The organism is Streptosporangium sp. NPDC049046 (assembly GCF_040649155.1).
In the GTDB taxonomy this organism is placed as follows: Bacteria; Actinomycetota; Actinomycetes; order Streptosporangiales; family Streptosporangiaceae; genus Streptosporangium.
This window is the reverse complement of sequence record NZ_JBEZEZ010000033.1, coordinates 11247-28696: the sequence shown is the minus strand read 5'-3', so window position 1 is coordinate 28696 and position 17450 is coordinate 11247. Positions and strand designations below refer to the sequence as shown.

At 71.7% G+C, this 17450-nt stretch carries 12 protein-coding genes; 9 read left to right on the top strand and 3 right to left on the bottom strand.

What is annotated here, in order from left to right:
* Positions 1-76 precede the first annotated feature (76 nt).
* Together AB0B96_RS33950 and AB0B96_RS33945 are read right to left on the bottom strand one after the other, a co-directional pair.
* Positions 77-721 (bottom strand): response regulator transcription factor, encoded by a 645-nt coding sequence (locus AB0B96_RS33950; protein WP_362905407.1) that lies wholly within the window; start codon positions 719-721, stop codon positions 77-79.
* Between the two features lie 12 nt (positions 722-733).
* Positions 734-2047, bottom strand: a complete 1314-nt coding sequence (locus AB0B96_RS33945) for a sensor domain-containing protein (RefSeq protein ID WP_362905405.1) — start codon at positions 2045-2047, stop codon at positions 734-736.
* A 159-nt stretch (positions 2048-2206) separates the two neighbouring features.
* Here AB0B96_RS33945 and AB0B96_RS33940 point away from each other — a divergent pair, with 159 nt between their 5' ends.
* On the top strand, positions 2207-3688 hold the full coding sequence (locus tag AB0B96_RS33940; RefSeq protein ID WP_362905403.1) for an alpha/beta fold hydrolase: 1482 nt from the start codon (positions 2207-2209) through the stop codon (positions 3686-3688).
* 154 nt (positions 3689-3842) lie between these two features.
* On the opposite strand, the gene AB0B96_RS33935 is transcribed toward AB0B96_RS33940, so the two are convergent.
* On the bottom strand, positions 3843-5738 hold the full coding sequence (locus AB0B96_RS33935; RefSeq protein WP_362905401.1) for an efflux RND transporter periplasmic adaptor subunit: 1896 nt from the start codon (positions 5736-5738) through the stop codon (positions 3843-3845).
* A 147-nt stretch (positions 5739-5885) separates the two neighbouring features.
* Here AB0B96_RS33935 and AB0B96_RS33930 point away from each other — a divergent pair, with 147 nt between their 5' ends.
* The 8 genes from AB0B96_RS33930 (at position 5886) to AB0B96_RS33895 (ending at position 17251) form a co-directional block, all read left to right on the top strand.
* Positions 5886-7049 (top strand): biotin/lipoyl-binding protein, encoded by a 1164-nt coding sequence (locus AB0B96_RS33930; protein WP_362905399.1) that lies wholly within the window; start codon positions 5886-5888, stop codon positions 7047-7049.
* Positions 7046-7777, top strand: coding sequence for an ABC transporter ATP-binding protein (locus AB0B96_RS33925; protein WP_350945763.1), 732 nt, complete (start codon positions 7046-7048; stop codon positions 7775-7777). The genes AB0B96_RS33930 and AB0B96_RS33925 overlap by 4 nt, the downstream gene beginning before the upstream one ends.
* On the top strand, positions 7774-9054 hold the full coding sequence (locus tag AB0B96_RS33920) for an ABC transporter permease (protein WP_362905397.1): 1281 nt from the start codon (positions 7774-7776) through the stop codon (positions 9052-9054). Before AB0B96_RS33925 ends, AB0B96_RS33920 begins: the two co-directional genes overlap by 4 nt.
* Before the next feature lie 36 nt (positions 9055-9090).
* Positions 9091-9648, top strand: coding sequence for a hypothetical protein (locus tag AB0B96_RS33915; RefSeq protein WP_362905395.1), 558 nt, complete (start codon positions 9091-9093; stop codon positions 9646-9648).
* 111 nt (positions 9649-9759) lie between these two features.
* Positions 9760-10455 carry a response regulator transcription factor gene (locus AB0B96_RS33910; protein ID WP_362520668.1) on the top strand — a complete coding sequence of 232 codons (696 nt, stop codon included), beginning with the start codon at positions 9760-9762 and terminating at the stop codon, positions 10453-10455.
* A gap of 262 nt (positions 10456-10717) precedes the next feature.
* The gene (locus AB0B96_RS33905) at positions 10718-12688 is read left to right on the top strand and encodes an ABC transporter (RefSeq protein WP_362905393.1); all 1971 of its coding nucleotides are present in this window, start codon (positions 10718-10720) and stop codon (positions 12686-12688) included.
* Positions 12685-14409 (top strand): GTPase, encoded by a 1725-nt coding sequence (locus AB0B96_RS33900; RefSeq protein ID WP_362905391.1) that lies wholly within the window; start codon positions 12685-12687, stop codon positions 14407-14409. The genes AB0B96_RS33905 and AB0B96_RS33900 overlap by 4 nt, the downstream gene beginning before the upstream one ends.
* A 439-nt stretch (positions 14410-14848) precedes the next feature.
* Complete coding sequence (locus AB0B96_RS33895; RefSeq protein WP_362905389.1) at positions 14849-17251, top strand: penicillin acylase family protein; 2403 nt, start codon at positions 14849-14851, stop codon at positions 17249-17251.
* The last annotated feature ends 199 nt before the right edge of the window (positions 17252-17450 follow it).

Sequence of the window (17450 nt, the reverse complement as noted above, 5' to 3'; positions counted from 1 at the left end):
GGGATGTCCGCCTGTTCGGGGTGGGGGTGGCCGGTGTCCTGCCGGGTTCCGGGCGGGATATCCGCGTGTCCTGGGGTCAGGCCTGCAGGTAGCGCAGGACGGCGAGAACCCGGCGGTGGTCGTTCTCCGACGGAGACAGGCCGAGTTTGACGAAGATCTGCGTCACGTTCTTCTCCACCGAGCCGTAGGAGAGGAACAGCGCGTTGGCGATGGCGTTGTTGGAGCGTCCCTCCGCCATCATGGCCAGCACCTCGCGCTCCCTGGGCGTGAGCGTGCCCAGGGTCTCGATGCGTCTGCTCGCGCCCATGATCTGGGTGACGACCTCGGGGTCGAGGACGGTCTCCCCGGCCGCGATCCGGTCGAGCGCGGTCAGGAAGTCCCTGACGTCGGCCACCCGCTCCTTCAGCAGGTATCCCACCCCGTGGGCGCCGTCGGCGAGCAACTGGGCGGCGTAGCGCGTCTCGACGTATTGGGAGAACACCAGCACGCCCACACCTGGATGATCACGGCGGATCTGGATCGCGGCCCGCAGGCCCTCGTCCGTGTGCGAAGGCGGCATGCGCACGTCGACCACGGCGATGTCGGGGTGGTGTTCCGCCACGGCCGCCCTGAGCGCGTCGCCGTCGCCCACCGCCGCCACCACCTGCCGGCCGCGCGAGGTGAGCAGCATGTGGAGGCCGTCCCTGAGCATCACGGCGTCTTCGGCGATCACGATGCGCATGCGCTTCTCCGTTCAGATGTGCAGGGGAAGTTCGACGGTGATCACCGTAGGTCCTCCCGCCGGACTGCGGACGTCGATCGTGCCGTCCACCATCCCGGTCCGCGCGGCCAGGCCGCGCAACCCGGAGCCGGTGTTCGTCGCCGCGCCGCCGACGCCGTCGTCCCGCACGATCAGCGTCAGCAGGCCGTCACCCGCCCGTACGTCGACCGAGGCATGTCCGGCGCCGCTGTGCTTGGCCACGTTGGCGAGGAGTTCCGCCGTGCAGAAGTAGGAGATGGCCTCGATGGCCGGAGCCGGCCGCTCCGGCAGATCGGTTTCGAGCCTGACGGGGACCGGGCTCCGTGCGGCGAGCGTGGCCAGCGCCGTCTCCAGCCCTTTGTCGAGCGCGGGCGGGTGGAGGCCGCGGATCAGGTCACGAAGTTCGGCCACCGCCTCCTTGGCACCGCGGTGCGCGCCGTCGACGAGGGCGCGGGCCCGCTCCAGCCGTTCGGGACGATGGGCGTGCTCAAGATCTTCCTGGACCATGCCCAGGTTCAGGGCGAGCGTCACCAACTGCGCGGCCGTTCCGTCGTGCAGGTCGCGCTCGACCTGACGAAGTCTCGCGGCCGCGTCGTCCACGGCCATCGCGCGCGCCTGCTCCAGCCTGCGGATTCGCGCGGCGCCGGGATCCGGCCCGAGCAGCGTCCTGGCGAGCGTCCGCTCGGGGGCCAGCGCGTGGTGGACACCCCAGGGGGCGAGAAGCAGCAGCGCCAGCCCGGCCGCGCTCATCAGCACCGCTCCCGGCCAACCGCTGGGAGACAGGTGCGCGAAGGCGGGGGATCGCCACCACAGGGGACAGCAGAGCAGAAGCAGGCCGCCTCCCCACAATCCGGCGGCTACGGCGAAGGCGACGACGGCCGCCGGCAGCCGGACCAGCCCGTGGATGACGGCACGCCATCCCGTCACGTCACCGAGCGCCGCTCCGAGCCGGTTCAACAGGCCGGGCCTGGTACGGAACGGGGCAGGGGCGGTCACCCGCACTCCGGCCAGCACCCGCGCCAGCCCTCGATTGGCCGTGCCGAGCCCCCTGGCCGCGAACACGCTCAGGGCCAGCATCGGTATTCCGACGAGGTTGACCGTCATGGCCACGCTGAGCAGTACGAGAACGAGATGGACGAGGCCGATTCCCGCCATCAACGGCATCGTCAGCGCGTAAACGAGTTCGCGCCATGCCCGTCCCCGCGCCGGAGCGGTGATCAGCGCGTGAACGAGCTCGCGCCACGTCCGCGCCGGAGCGGTCATCGGCGCACGCCGCAGGCTGGAACCGCCCCCTACCCGCTTGCCCACGCCCTTGCCCCCTGACGGACAGCCTGCCGGTGGTCCGCCATCCAGCTTGAGGGACGTTCGCCGGCGGGGACAGCCGAAGATTTCGTGGGGGATATCCCGAGCCAACGCGGAGGATGTCCCGGTGGTGGAGTGTCATCCGTTTTCGTCAGGGTGATCAGCATGATGACAACGAGGAAACGGGGCCTGCGCGGCCGGGCCACATGGCTGGTCGCCGGTATGACGGTGGCGGCGCTGGCGGGAATGATCCCGGCGGCGTCCGCCGCCCAAGGCGGGCAGACCCAAGGCGGGCAGCCGGTGTGGCGAGACTGCGCGGGGCAGGAGATGCCGGCGGGCATGCGGTGCGCCGCGATCGAGGTGCCGGTGGACTGGGCCAGGCCGAACGGACCGAAGGTCACGTTGGATCTGGCCCGGCTGCCGGCCACCGAGCCCGCGCGCAGGATCGGCAGCGTGCTGGGTGTCCCCGGCGGTCCCGGGGCCAGGGGGATCGAGGACCTGCAGCTGGTGGCGGGCAGCCTCACCGAGTTGGGGCGCAGGTTCGACCTCGTCGCCTACAACCCCCGCAACGCCGTGTGGCGCGACCGGCTGCCGCAGTCGTGCATGCAGCCGGGGACGTCCCTGTCCGACCCTCGTGACGAGAGGGAGTACAGGGCGCTGACCGCGGCGATGGCCAAGGCGTTCACCGCGTGCCAGAAAGCGGATAAAACCGGACTGTTCTCCCGGATGGACTCCCTGTCGGTGGCCAGAGACATGGAGGCGGTCCGCAAGAGCCTGGGCGAGGAACGACTGAGCTTCATGGCCAACTCCTACGGAGGGGTGCCCGCCGCCGCCTATGCCCGGCTGTTCCCGCAGCGCATCCGAGCGATGTATCTCGACGGGGTGGTCAATCAGGCCGACGGCTGGCCCGACCAGTGGCTGCGACTCATGCCCCTTCGAGAGCGGGCATTCACCGAGTTCACCACCTGGTGCGCGACCACCCCCGCCTGCGCGCTGCACGGAGAGGACGTCGGGGCGGTCTGGCGCAAGCTCACCCGAGACGCCGATCGCCGGCCGATCCCGGTCACGTCCGAGTTCGGCAAGGAGCTGACCGGATGGCACTTGAAGAGCCTCGGATTCCCCGCAGAGCCGGGGGAGGGAAACTCTCACTGGCTGGCCTTCGCCGAAGCGGTCGACAAGGCCCGGGGCGGCGACGGGTCCGGTTTCGCCGATTTCGCCCTCGGTAACACGCGGGTGTGGGCCATGCCCGGGATGCTCGCTATGACCTGTGCTGACGGCCGTGGTTACACCGGCTATGCCCAGCTCCAGGAGTTCCGCAGGCAGACGCGGAAGATCTCGCCGAACTTCGGCGGGGTAGCGTCATTTGAGGCCCTGGGGTGCGCCGGCTGGCCGCTCCACATCGCCAACCCGCCCCGCCCGCTGCCGACTCGCGGACTGCCGCCGTTCCTGGGGGCCGGCAGCACGCGGGGCGACTACTTTTTGACGGAGAGCTTCACCGAGATGATCCCGGGGTCGGTCACCGTCGCCTACGAAGGACCCGGCCATGCCCTGTACCTGATGGGCAAGAAGTGCCCGATCCGACACGCCACCACGTACCTGACCGACCTGGGACTTCCCAGGCCGGGCACGACCTGCCCTGCCGAATGATCCCCTTGCCGATGCGTGACGGCTCGGAGTCGGTCCTGGGGCCGGTGGCCGCGAGAAGTTCCCGGAGCCCTGTCGATGTCCGACGGCTCCGGTCAGCCCGACGGGCGCTCCCTGAGAGGCCGCGAGGTTCCCTGTCGATGTCCGGCGGCTCCGGTCAGCCTCTACCGAGGGCGTCGGCCTCCGGCCAGCTGCTGTCGGGGAATTCCCCTTCCGCTGCGCCGGGCAGTATCACCTGGTCGTTCTCGGACAGTCCAGAGGTGATCTCGACGTAGCGGTCGCCGCGGACCCCCGTCTCCACGACCCGCTCCGCGCCGCCCCGCACGGTGACCCTGGAGACTCCGTCTCCGGTCCGTACGGCCTGTGCGGGGACGTAGAGCGTCTCCGCGGACTCGGCGACGGTCACGGTGACCGAGGCGGTCTGGCCCACGAGGAGGTTCGGCGGAGGGGCGTCGAACGCGATCGTGACGCCGTACCGCACCAGCCGGTCGCTCGTGGTCGGGGTGGGTGCGATGGCTGTCACGCTGCCCGGGTACTTCTCTCCCTGTCGCGTGGCGAGGGTGATCGCCGCCTGCTGTCCCGGCTTCAGGCTGCCGATGTCCGACTCGGTGAACAGCGCCTCCACCTGGAGTTCGTCCAGGTTCCCGAGGGTGAGGAAGGTGCCGGTGCCCACGCGGTCGCCGACCGCTCCGGCGACGGACATGACGGTGCCGTCGAGGGGGGCGACGATTCGCACGCCCGCGAGTTCCTTCGTGGCGTCGGTCAGCTCCGCCCGCGCCTCCTTCACACGAGCATCGGCCTGCTCCACGGTGAGCGCCCCCCGCCCGGTTCCGCCGCTCTGCTGAGGACCCTGCCGGGTGTTCTGTCCGGTGTCCCTGTTCGGAGACGTGCCCCGGTCGGCCCCCGTTCCCGTGCTCGCGCTCGGCTTCGGGGTGGGGCACGCGGTGGCGGTGGGCCTGGCGGTCGGTACGGCCGTCCCGGTGGGGCGGGTGGGGCTCGCCGTCGGTCCGGGGTGCTCGCCGGGACCGGCCGAGGGGCCGGTGGGAATGGTGGGCGGTCCGTTCCCTTCGGGCCTCGCGGTCACGGTGACCGTGGCGGTGGCCGTCACGGTCACCGTCGGGGCGGCCGTCACGGTGACGGTGACCGTCGGGGCGGGCCAGGGAGAGCCGTCATCCGGACGCGCCGTCACCGTCGGTGTCGCGGTCGAGGTGGGCGCGGGCGTCGCGGCCGGGGATCGCGCCGGTACGGACATGGAGTCCTGTACGGGAACGGGGGTGGGGGCCGTCGTGAGGCGGTACCCGGCGGGGACGATCCCGCCCGCGGGAGCGATCTGTACGGTCCGCGTCGATTCGGTCGGCGCGGGTGCCGGGGGTGGCGAGATCGTGCGCACGGGCTCCGGAGCCTCGGCGGGGACGGAAGGGGTGGCGGTGGCGCCCGCTCCAGGGGGTCGCGTCGCCGTGGGTTCGCAGCCGGTCCGCGTGGCGGGCCCCGGCCGGTCGGAACCGGTTCGACCCCCCGAGCGGTCGGACCCTGCCCGATCGTTCGAGCGGTCGGTTCCCGTCTGACCACCCGAGCGGTCGGACCCTGCCTGATCGCTCGTCTGATCCGTCGTCTGATCACCCGGCTGCTCGGCCCCTGCCTGGCCTCCGCTCTGCTGCCCGGTCCCGGTCGTGCCCGTGCTTTCCGCCGCCTCCCGTGCCTCCTCGGCCGCCGCGAGCCGCGCCTTCGCGGCGGCGTGGCGCTCGCGCGCGGGCTCGGGACCGATCCTGGCGAGTACGTCCCCCTTGCCGACCCTGTCCCCGGCCTTGACGTAGACCTTCGTGACCGTCCCCGATCCGCCGAAGGCCAGCTCGCGGGTGCCGTCGTCCACGGTGCTGCCTGCGGCCGACACCGCGGCGGTCACGGTCCCGCGCCTGGCGGACACCGGCTCTGTCCGCGGGGCCTCGTCGGAGCCGCTGTCCAGCGCGACGATCGCTCCCGCGCCCACGAGGACGAGGGCGGCCAGGGCGAGTCCTCCCGCGCGCAGGCGCTTCGGGAGATGGGTCGGTCTCATGGCGGACATCCTGGACCGTCTGATTCACAGCATGCTCACAGGTCCCTGAAGGTTTGCTGTGCATCACCGGCGGTACGACGAAGTCTGCAGGAAACCTTCAGCCTTCGCCGGGCTGGGTCCAAGCCTGGTACGCCAGGGTCAGGCGCTGTGAAGCTGTCGACCAAGCGCGGAGCGCTGATCGTGAACGGGGCCCTGGGGGTCCTGTTGCTGGGCGGGGTGGTGATCGCCTACTCCTCCCTCGGCGGTGAGGCCTCGTCCGCCGATGTCGCGGTGCGGACCGTTCCGGTGACCAGGGCCACGGTCTCCGCCTCCGTATCCGCGTCGGGGACCGTGTCCAGTGCCCGTGCGCGATCGCTGTCCTTCGGGACGAACGGCACCGTCGAGAAGATCTACGTCAAGGCCGGGGACAAGGTCACCGCGGGACAGATCCTCGCCAGGCTGGACGACGAGTCGGCGCAGGAGAGCCTGGACGCGGCCGCCGCCGCTCTCGACACCGCGGACGACGACACCTCGACCGCCGAAACCTACGCCCAGTACGTCACGGCGAGGAACACCTACCGGGCCGCGAAGCGCGCGGTGGACGGCACCGTCATCAAGGCGCCGTTCGCCGGTACGGTCACCGCCGTCAACGGCACGGTCGGCGGATCCTCGGGCGGCGCCTCCAGGACCGGGACCACCGCGACCACCGGGACCACCGCGACCACCGGGACCACCGCGGCCGGTTCCGGGGCCTCCGCGAACGCGGACGGGGCGGCGAACGCCTCGGGCGGGTTCATCGACCTCGCCGACACCCGCAGACTCGAACTCGTCGGCACCTTCACCGAGACCGACGTCACCAGGCTCAAGGTCGGCCAGGCGGCCTCCATCGGGTTCGACGCGCTCAGCGGCGTCACCGCCTCGGGGAAGGTCACCCAGATCCAGCCGACCGCGACCATCGGCAACAACGTGGTCAGATACCCGGTGACGATCTCCTTCACCGAGGTGCCGAAGGAGGTGAGGCTCGGCCAGACGGCCACGGTCGGGATCGTCGTCGAGCGCGCGGAGGACGTGCTCGCGGTCTCCTCCACGGTGATCTCCACGACGGGCGGGCGAAGCACGGTGACCGTACTGCGGGACGGCCGACAGGTGCCCGTGCAGGTGGAGACCGGGATCAAGGGCGACACACTCACCGAGATCAGATCGGGGCTCGCGGAAGGCGACCAGGTGGTCCGCCCGACGGCCACGGAGACCACCCGGCAGGGCGGCGGCTTCCCCGGCCTCGGCGGTGGCGGGGGCCGCAACGGCGGTGGCGGGGGAGGTATCGGCCGATGACCGTTCCCGTCCTGTCCCTCACGGACATCACCAAGGTGTACGGCAGGGGAGACGCCGAGGTCCGGGCGTTGCGCGGGGTGTCGCTCGGCGTCGACCGAGGCGACTACGTGGCGATCATGGGCGCCTCGGGCTCCGGCAAGTCGACGCTCATGAACATCCTGGGCTGCCTGGACGTGCCCACCTCCGGCGACTACCGCATCGACGGCACCGACGTCGGCTCGCTGGACGAGCGCAGGCTCGCGGTACTCCGCAACCGGAAGATCGGATTCGTCTTCCAGTCGTTCAACCTCATCCCCCGGATGAGCGCGCTCGCCAACGTCGAGCTGCCCATGGCGTACGGCGGGGTCGGCGCCGCCGACCGGAGGGCCCGCGCCCTGGCGGCCCTGGAGCAGGTGGGCCTGTCCGACCGGGTCGGCCACGAGCCGAACGAGCTCTCCGGCGGCCAGCAGCAGCGGGTGGCCGTGGCGAGGGCACTGGTCACCGCGCCCGCCCTCCTGCTCGCCGACGAACCGACGGGCAACCTCGACACCGCCTCCACCGGGGACGTACTGGGCATCTTCGACCGCCTGAGCGTGGCGGGCAGGACGATCGTGATCATCACCCACGAGGACGACGTGGCCGCCCACGCCAAGCGGGTCATCCGCCTGGTGGACGGTCGCGTCGTCGAGGACCGCCGTCAGGCCCCCGTCGACGGCCCTCCGCCCCGCGTGCCGGAGGTCACCGCGTGAGCCGGCTCGAAATCCTGAGGTTCGCACTCCGGGGACTGGCCGCCAACAAGCTGCGCAGCTTCCTCACCACCCTCGGCATCCTCATCGGGGTGGCGGCCGTGATCCTGCTGGTCGCCTTCGGCGAGGGGGCCTCGCAGAGCATCCAGCAGTCCATTCAGCGGCTCGGCGCCAACACCCTCACCGTCTCGGCGTCCTTCGCCGGAGGCGGTGGTGGCGGTGGCGGTGCCTTCGGGGGAGGGGGAGGTGGTGGGAGCCGGGTGGCCGGGGGCCAGAACGACGGACCGCGTACCCAGGCCAGGCCGCTCACCCTGGAGGACGCGAGGGCGCTCACCGACCGCGAGCGGGTTCCCTCGGTGCGGAGCGTGTCGCCCGTGGTGACCGCGAACGCGGCCACCGCCGTCCACGAGGGCGCGAGTCACACGATCGCGCAGCTCGTGGGCACCTACCCCAGTTACTTCGAGGCCACGAACAGGCCCGTGGAAAGCGGCACCTACTTCGTCAACGACGACGTGCTCGCCGCGAGGAAGATCATGGTCATCGGGCGGACCGTGGCCGAGGAACTGTTCGGCGCCGCCGATCCGGTCGGCAGGCAGGTCGGCGTCTCCGGGGTGCCGTTCACGGTGGTCGGGGTGCTCAAGGAGTCGGGTTCGTCGGGCATGCAGGACGCCGACGACGTGGCCGTCGTGCCGCTGCCCGCCATGCAGCAGAGCCTGACCGGGTTCGGCGCGCTCGGCTCGATCATCGTGCAGGCGACCGGCGCCGACACGACCGACTCCGCGCAGGCCGAGGTGACCGCCGTGCTCGACCAGCGGCACGGCATCACCCCGGCGGGCGTCGCGGACTACCGGATCCTGAACCAGGCCACCCTGCAGGAGACGATCGGTTCGACCATCGGGATCTTCACCGCCCTGCTCGGCGCGGTCGCCGCCATCTCCCTGCTGGTGGGCGGCATCGGCATCACCAACATCATGCTCGTCACCGTGACGGAACGGACGAGGGAGATCGGCATCAGGAAGGCCATCGGCGCGCCCAGGAGCGCCATTCTCGGCCAGTTCCTGCTGGAGGCGACGGTGTTGAGCCTGGTGGGCGGTCTGTCGGGCGTCGCGGTCGCGTTCGTCGGCACCCGTTTCACGATCGCGGGCATCTCACCGGTGCTCGTACCGTCCTCGATCGCGCTCGCCCTCGGCGTCTCCGTGGGCATCGGACTGTTCTTCGGCGGCTACCCGGCGAACCGGGCCGCCAAGCTCCGGCCCATCGAGGCCCTGCGTCACGAATGACCCGCACGGCTCACGCGACTTAGGAAGGAGAGACACATGGGCGGCAACGCCGACGAGACGGTCCCGGCGGGCAGGGATCTGGAGAGTTCCCCGTTCCGGGGAGACCTGGACGGTGAACTGGCGGCCCGGCCGCGGCGGCGCCTGTCGACGCTCACCCTCGTGCTGGGCGCCGGGGTGATGCTCGTGGCGGGGGTGATCGTGGGCATCCAGGCGCAGAAGGCGATGGGCGGCCCGTCCGGTATCGCCGAGGCGGTGATGCGGCAGGCAGGCCCAGGCGGCGCCGGCGGCCCCGGTGGCTTCGGCGGCGGCCAGGGGCGCCAAGGGGGTCAGGGCGGCCAAGGGGGTCAGGGCGGTGGCCGGGGCGGCATGACCGTCGGTACGGTGCAGCGGGTCGAGGGTGGCAAGGTCTACGTCCAGACGGTCGACGGCTCGGTCGTGACCGTGAACACCACCGACGAGACGTCCGTACGCGTCACGAAGGAAGGGAAGGTCACCGACCTCGAACCCGGAGGCACGGTCGTCGTGCGGGGGACACCGGCCGATGACGGCTCGGTGACCGCGACCGACATCAACGAGGGCGCCGGGCGCCGGTGAACCCGGTCGTGACGGCCGCGTTTCTCCGGGAAAGGTACTGAGAGGTCTCTCAGGAAACGTTCAGCCCCGGCTGAGCTGCGTTCCAGAGAGGTGGGCGAGTCTCGGAGTGTGCTGGACAGAGTGGAAGCCCGATTGCTGGTCGTGGACGACGAACCGAACATCAGGGAGTTGCTCTCGGCCAGCCTGCGCCTGTCGGGGTTCGAGGTGGTGACCGCGGTGGACGGCAGGGAGGCCGTGCACTTCGCCGAGCGCATCCGTCCCGACCTGGTCGTGCTGGACGTGATGCTGCCCGACATGGATGGTTTCGCCGTGGCGGGACGGCTGCGGGAGATGAGCGGGCAGATGCCGGTGCTCTTCCTGACCGCGCGGGACGGCACCGACGACAAGGTGGCGGGGCTGCGGCTGGCCGACGACTACGTGACCAAGCCTTTCAGCCTGGAGGAGGTCCTGGCCCGTATCCGGGCCGTGCTCCGCCGTACCAGGGGGGATCTCGACCTGCCGGTACGCCTCCAGGTCGGTGATCTGGAGTTGGACGAGGAGGCGCACCAGGTCTGGCGCTCCGGCATCCCGGTGCGGCTGTCGCCGACCGAGTTCAAGCTCCTGCACTACTTCATGGTCAACACCGGCAGGGTGCTGTCCAAGGCGCAGATCCTCGACCACGTCTGGAACTACGACTTCGGTGGTGACGCGGGGGTCGTCGAGTCCTACGTCTCCTACCTGCGCCGGAAGGTCGACACGGCCGAGCCTCGGCTCATCCACACCCTTCGCGGGGTCGGCTATGTGCTGCGACCGCCCCACAGTGATTGAATTTTCAGCTGATATTCAGCTCTACATGACCCGTTTCTGAGGTTTGTGTGTTCAAATAGGCATTGCACGACCCCCGATCACCTCGGAAGCATCCGAGCGGGTTCGAGCTCGCCTCCAGCTGCGGGGGAGACGAGCTCGGCATGACCCCCGGGTGAGATCCGAGGGCTGGGCCCCACCGCTTTACCGAGTTCGCCCCCGTAACCCGGTCCAGCGGTGGGGCCAAACACGTCTAGAGGGGCCTCGGCAGGGCAGGATCGACCGTATGGGTGACAACGACGGTCTTCTGGAGACGCTGCGGGAGCTGCGGCGGCACCTCGACCGCGAGCTGTTTCCCCTCGCGATCGGCGACGTGGAGGCCGACCGCCGGGCGCTGCGCGAGCTGACCGGCCAGCTCGACGACTACCTGATCCCCCGGCTGAGCGCGATCGACGCTCCGCTGCTCGCCGTCGTCGGCGGATCCACCGGGGCGGGGAAGTCCACGCTGGTGAACTCCCTGGTCGCCGAGGACGTCTCCGAGCCGGGGGTGCTGCGGCCCACGACGATGGCACCCACCCTCGTCACCAGCCCCGTCGACCGCGAGTGGTTCACCGCCCAGAACGTCCTGCCCGGCCTGCCGCGCGTCACCGGGAGCGGCAGGGGCGAGCCCGGCACGCTCCGGATCGTCACCGCCGCCACCGTCCCGCCCGGCCTCGCCCTGCTCGACGCCCCCGACATCGACTCGATCGTCGCCGCGAACCGCGAACTGGCCGCCCAACTGCTCGCCGCCGCCGACCTGTGGCTGTTCACCACGACCGCCGCCCGGTACGCGGACGAGGTTCCCTGGGGCTTCCTGCGCTCGGCCAGGGAACGTAGCACGGCCCTCGCCGTCGTCCTGTCCAGGGTTCCCCCCGAGGCGATGGGCGTGGTGCGCAAGGACCTGAACCGGCTGCTCGAGGCGAACGGCCTGGGCGGAACGCGCCTTTTCGAGGTGCCCGAGCTGACACTGCCCGACGAGAACGCCCGCCTGCCGCGCCAGGCGGTTCAGCCGATCGCCGATTGGCTCACCACCATCGCCGCCGACTCCCGTTCCCGCGCCGAGGTCGTACGCCAGACCCTGTCCGGCGCGCTGGAGAGCCTCTCCACCCGGGTGCCCGCGCTCGCGGCCGCGGTCGACCGTCAGCACACCGAGGCCGAGGAGCTCCGCTCGATGGCGGACGCCGCCTACGCGGTGGGCCTCGCCTCCTTCGACGAGGGCATGCGGGACGGGTCGCTGCTGCGCGGCGAGGTTCTGGCCCGCTGGCAGGACTTCGTCGGTACCGGCGACCTGATGCGCTCCCTGGAGAGCCGGGTCGGCAGGTTCAGAGACCGGGTGGTCGCCTTCGTCACCGGGCGGCCCGCGCCGGAGAGCGAGCTGCGGACCGCGCTGGAGAGCGGCGTGGAGGCACTGATCAGGGCCTCGGCCGACGGCGCCGCCGAGCGCCTTCTGGAGTCCTGGTCGTCGCACCCCTCGGGGCGGGCACTCCTCGAACGCGAGGGGGTCGCCGTGGCCGGACGTCTCGGCCGGGCCTCCGCCGACCTGCCCGCGAAGGCGGAGGAGGCCGTGCGGGGCTGGCAGTCGTACGTGCTCGACCTGGTCCGCGAGGAGGGGGCGGACAAGCGCACGACCGCCCGCATCACCTCCTTCGGGCTGAATGGGGCCGGGCTGCTGCTGATGATCGCGGTGTTCGCCTCGACCGGCGGCCTGACCGGCATCGAGGTCGGCATCGCCGGAGGCACCGGCGTGCTCAGCCAGAAGGTCCTGGAGGCCGTCTTCGGCGACCAGGCCGTCCGTGACCTCACCGTCAAGGCCCGCACCGACCTGCGTGCCCGCGTCGCGATCCTCCTCAGCGAGGACGCCGACCGCTTCACCGACCTGCTGGACGCCGCCCAGCCTCCCGAGGGCACCGCCCCCGCCCTGCGTGCCGCCTCCGACGCCGTACGCGAGCACCTGCGCGAGCTCCCCGTCGCGGACCGCCGCGCCGCCCTGTCGGCCGGCTCCGTCCCGAGGACCGTGGAGGAATCACGCAGGCCGTCCGACGCACTCTCGCACGCGCCCGGCGGTCTCCCCCGCGCGCCCGGCGAGGTCCCTCGCGTCCACGGCGACGTCCCGCACGCGCCTGACGACGCCCCGAACGCGTCCGGCAGGCCCGGCGACCCCCGTGCGCCCGGCGGTGTTCCGCGAACCACCGGTAAGGGAGAGGCGGGCCAGGCGTGAAGCTGCTGCGAAGGGAGAAGGCCGTCTCGTTGGACGACCGGTTGACGGCGCTGGCGCGCGCCGCCGATCTGGCCGACGGGAGGCTGGACGCGGAGGCGGTGAGCGCGGCCCGTTCGGTGATCTCCCGTGCCGGGGTACGGGCGAGCCTGTCGGTCGACCACACCGCGGTCGCGCTGGCCGGTGCCACCGGCAGCGGCAAGTCCTCCCTGTTCAACCTGCTGTCCGGCACCTCGCTCGCCGCGGTCGGCGTCACCCGCCCGACCACCTCGACCGCCCAGGCCGCCCTCTGGGAGGGCGCCGGGGCGGGGCCGCTGCTCGACTGGCTGGAGATCCCCCGCCGCCACGAGCTCCTCGACGCATCCGGTGCTTCGCCCTGCCCCGAGCCGTCGGACGGCTCGGGGCAGGTGGCGAGGATGGACGAGGCGGCCGCCGGGCTGATCCTGCTCGACCTGCCCGACCACGACTCGATCGAGCCGTCGCACCGGCTGGAGGTCGACAGGCTCGTCGAGCTGGTCGACCTGCTGGTGTGGGTGCTCGACCCGCAGAAGTACGCCGACGCGGCCGTCCACGACCGCTACCTCCGGCCGCTGGCCAGGCACCGGGGGGTGATGGTCGTCGTCCTGAACCAGATCGACCGGCTCTCACCGGCCGCCGCCGAGCGCTGCCTGAAGGACCTCCGGCGGCTCCTTGACGAGGACGGCCTGACCGGTGTCCCGGTGGTCGGGGTGTCCGCCCGTACCGGGGCGGGCATCCCCGAGCTGCGCTCGCTGCTCACCTCCCGGGTCGCCGACCGGCGGTCCTGGTCCGCCCGCCTCGCCGCCGACGCGGGCATGGCGGCCGACGCGCTCCTCCGGGCGTCCGGCGTCGCCCCCGGCGAGACCCCTCCGGGCGTCGCGGGCGGGCCTGACGGCCTGGCGAGGCCGTTGAGGGACGCGCTGTCGCAGGCCGCAGGGGTGCCGGCCGTCGTCGAGGCCGTGGCCAAGTCCCACCGGCACCGTTCGGTCGCCGCCACCGGATGGCCGCCCACCCGATGGGTCCGCCGCCTGCGGCCCGATCCGCTTCGCCGCCTCCGCCTGGACACCGCGAGCAGGACCGCCGGGGGTGCGGGGGAGCCGGGAGAGCCGCAGGGCGTCGTCGGGAGGACGTCCATCCCCGTCGCGACCGTCGTCCAGCGTTCCCGGATGGACACCGCGATCCGCGAGGCTGCGGGGGCCGCCTCCGCCGGGCTTCCCGCGCCGTGGGCCGCCGCCGTGCGGCAGGCGGCGAGGTCACGCGGGGACGAGCTGGAGGACAGCCTGGACCGGGCGGTGGCCACCACCTCGCTCGGAGTCTCCAAGCGCCCCCTGTGGTGGCGGCTGGCCGGGCTGGCGCAGTGGCTGGCGCTCGCGACGGTGGTCGCCGGAGGGATCTGGCTGCTCGCCCTGGTCGCCATCGACTATCTCCGGCTCCCGCAGCTCTACCTGCCGACCGCAGGGGAACTGCCCTGGCCCACCACGTTGCTGGTCGGGGGCGTGCTGCTCGGCCTGCTGATCGCGCTGCTCTCCCGGGTGGCCGCCTGGTTCGGCGGACGGCGCAGAGCACGCAAGGCGGCGAAGGCACTGCGGTCGAGCGTCGACCGGGTCGGCCGCGAGCTGGTGCTGGAGCCCGTGGAAGAGGAGCTGACCAGGTATCGGCACTTCACCGAGGCGGTCACAGTGGCCGGGGACGGAGCCCGCGGGTAGGCGGGCGCTCTTCACGGAGTGCGCGAGCAGGCGGGTGGTCCCTACGGAGCCCGCGGGTGGCGGACAGTCCTGACGGAGCGCGCGAGCAGGCGGGTGGTCACGGGCGGCGGACGGTCCTCGGCTGTCGACGTACGGCGGCTCTGATGGCGCTTGTCGTGATCCGGCGCGCTCTTGCGCGGAGGCTTCCTCGTGGACGGCGCTTCCTCGCGAAAGGGCTCCCTTGAAGGGGCTCTAAGGGGGCGAACAAGGGCTGACGGGGCACTGAGGGCGCGCCACAGTTGCGGTGACGGGGGCTGGGGAGCCGCGGCTGTGATGACGGCGTCGTGATCCTTCGCGGGGGCGATGGGACGCGGGAACGCGCGTCCGCGCTCGATGTGCGGCCTGGGCGAGCCCCACATCGCCGGCATGCCTCGTGCTGCCGGCCGACGAGAGGAGCGACATGCGGCGATGGAGGAGGACGGCCTCGTTGCTGGCCGTCTGCGGTGCCCTCGGCGCCGGCCTGTTACCGCAGGCGGCGGGCGCGGAGGGGCCGACGGGGGCGGAGAGTCCGGCGGGCGCGAAAGGGGTGACGGGCGCGGACTCGGTCTTCTCGATCGCCGGGCTGGAGCGGCCGGTGCGGATGCTGGTGGACCGGTGGGGTGTGCCGCACATCTACGCGGAGAACACCGCCGACCTGTATCTCGCGCAGGGGTTCAACGCGGCCCGTGATCGCCTGTTCCAGATCGACCTGTGGCGCCGTCGCGGCCTCGGGCTTCTGTCCGAGGTGCTCGGCCCCGCCTACCTCAAGCAGGACCAGGCGGCCAGGCTGTTCCTCTACCGAGGGGACATGGAGAAGGAGTGGCAGAGCTACGGTCCCGACGCGAAGAAGGCGGCCACCCGGTTCGCCGAGGGGATCAACGCCTACGTCGACTGGCTGAAGCGCACCCCGGAGGCGATGCCGCAGGAGTTTCGCGAGCTGGGGTACGCGCCCGCGCGATGGTCTCCCGAGGACGTCGTGCGGATCCGCAGCCACAGCCTGGCGATCAATCTGACCTCCGAGGTCGACCGCGCCCGCGCGGTCTGCGCGGGCGGCATCGGTGTCGACCCGCTCATGCGCAAGCTTGAGCCCGAGTGGAAGACCGTGGTGCCCGACGGGCTCGACCCGTGCGCGATTCCTCCGGACGTGCTCGGCACCTACCAGCTCGCCACCCAGAGCGTCGTCTTCCAGAACGGCCAGGTCCGCGCGGTCCCCGAGCCGCCGGGGCCCGCCCTCTCCGAGGGCAGCAACGCCTGGGCCGTCGCGCCGGCGCGTAGCACGACGGGTCGTCCGATCCTGGCCAGCGACCCGCACCGGGTGATGAAGGCACCCGCGCTGCGCTACATCACCCACCTGTCGGCACCCGGCCTCGACGTGATCGGGGCGGGGGAGCCCGCCCTGCCCGGCATCTCCATCGGGCACAACGGGACCGTGGCGTTCGGGCTCACCATCTTCGGCGTCGACCAGGAGGATCTCTACGTCTATCAGCTCGACCCCGGAGACCAGGGACGCTACCGGTACGGCAAGGGGTGGGAACGCTTCAGGACCGTCACGGAGAACGTGCCGGTCGCAGGTGAGCGGGCACAGCCCACCGAGCTCTCGTTCACCCGCCACGGTCCGGTGATCAAGGTGGATCGGGAGCGGAATCTCGCCTACGCCCTGCGTACGACCTGGCTGCAACCGGGCACGACGCCCTACTTCGGCAGCATGAAGTACATGCGGGCGCGCAACTGGAACGAGTTCGCGACGGCGATGCGCACCTGGGGCGGGCCGCCGGAGAACCAGATCTACGCCGACGTCGCGGGCAACATCGGGTGGGTTCCGGGCGGTCTGGCACCGAACAGGATCGGGTACGACGGCCTGCTGCCCGTGCCGGGGGACGGCCGCTACGACTGGGCCGGTTTCCACGACGGCGCCCGCCTGCCGCGTTCCTACAACCCGGCCAAGGGGATCGTCGCCTCCGCCAACGAGTTCAACATGCCCAAGGACCACCCGTTGAAGGTCGGGTTCGACTCGTGGGCCTCCCCGTACCGGCACGAGCGCATCGTCGAGGTGCTCTCCTCCCGGTCGCGCACCTCGCCCGCCGACTCGGCGGCGCTGCAGAGCGACAAGGTCTCCATCCCGGCCCGCAGACTGGTGCGGCTGCTCGCGGGCATCACGAGCGACCAGCCGTCGACGGCGCGGGCGCTCGAACTGCTGCGTACCTACGACGCGGTCACGAGCGCGGACTCGGGACGGGCCGCCCTGTTCGAGACGTGGTTCAGTGGCCATCTGGAGCCGGCGTTCGCCCGCGAGGTCCTGCCGGAGAACGTGGCGAGGCAGATCTTCATCCACGACCCGCTGCTGCTCTTCGACGCGATGGACAACCCTGACCGGTGGTTCGGCGCCGGGGGAACGGCGGTGCGGGACCGCATTCTCAAGACCTCGCTCGCGGCGGCCTACGACGAACTGGTCGGTCGGCTCGGCCCCGATCCCGCCACCTGGAAGTGGGGCGACATCCAGCGGCTCACGTTCGGGCATCCGACGGGCAAGGACGTGGGCCCCTTCCCGCGCGGTGGCTCGTGGAACACCGTGGAGGCGTCGAACTATCTGCCGGGCAGTTACGCTCCCCTGTCGGGCCCCACGTTCAAGATGGTGCTCGACGTCGGCGACTGGGACAGGTCGCAGGCGATCAACGCTCCCGGCCAGTCGGGTGACCCCCGGAGCCCGCACTATCGCGACCTGGCGGAACCCTGGCAGAAGGGGGAGTATTTCCCGCTGCTCTACAGCCGCGCCGCCGTGGAACTCAACGCGAAGGATCGTTTCCTGCTCACCCCGCGTCGCTGAATCCTCGGAGCCGGGATGCTCGACACCTGAGCCCGGAGCTTGACGCGGGTCGCCCGGCTGGGATCGAGCGCCTCCTGCGCGTAGGGGGGACGGACCTTGAGAAGGGAATTTTGGTATCCGTCTCTCAGGAGGCGCTCACCCGCGTCCGCTCTCACTGTGGCGCGGGGCCGGTCGGGGCCGGGCGGCGCGTCAGGTGAGG

Coding starts and splice junctions, on each gene's coding strand:
- AB0B96_RS33950 (WP_362905407.1), bottom strand. CDS start 721: ATGCGCATCGTGATCGCCGAAGACGCCGTGATGCTCAGGGACGGCCTC.
- AB0B96_RS33940 (WP_362905403.1), top strand. CDS start 2,207: ATGATGACAACGAGGAAACGGGGCCTGCGCGGCCGGGCCACATGGCTG.
- AB0B96_RS33935 (WP_362905401.1), bottom strand. CDS start 5,738: ATGAGACCGACCCATCTCCCGAAGCGCCTGCGCGCGGGAGGACTCGCC.
- AB0B96_RS33925 (WP_350945763.1), top strand. CDS start 7,046: ATGACCGTTCCCGTCCTGTCCCTCACGGACATCACCAAGGTGTACGGC.
- AB0B96_RS33915 (WP_362905395.1), top strand. CDS start 9,091: ATGGGCGGCAACGCCGACGAGACGGTCCCGGCGGGCAGGGATCTGGAG.
- AB0B96_RS33905 (WP_362905393.1), top strand. CDS start 10,718: ATGGGTGACAACGACGGTCTTCTGGAGACGCTGCGGGAGCTGCGGCGG.
- AB0B96_RS33895 (WP_362905389.1), top strand. CDS start 14,849: ATGCGGCGATGGAGGAGGACGGCCTCGTTGCTGGCCGTCTGCGGTGCC.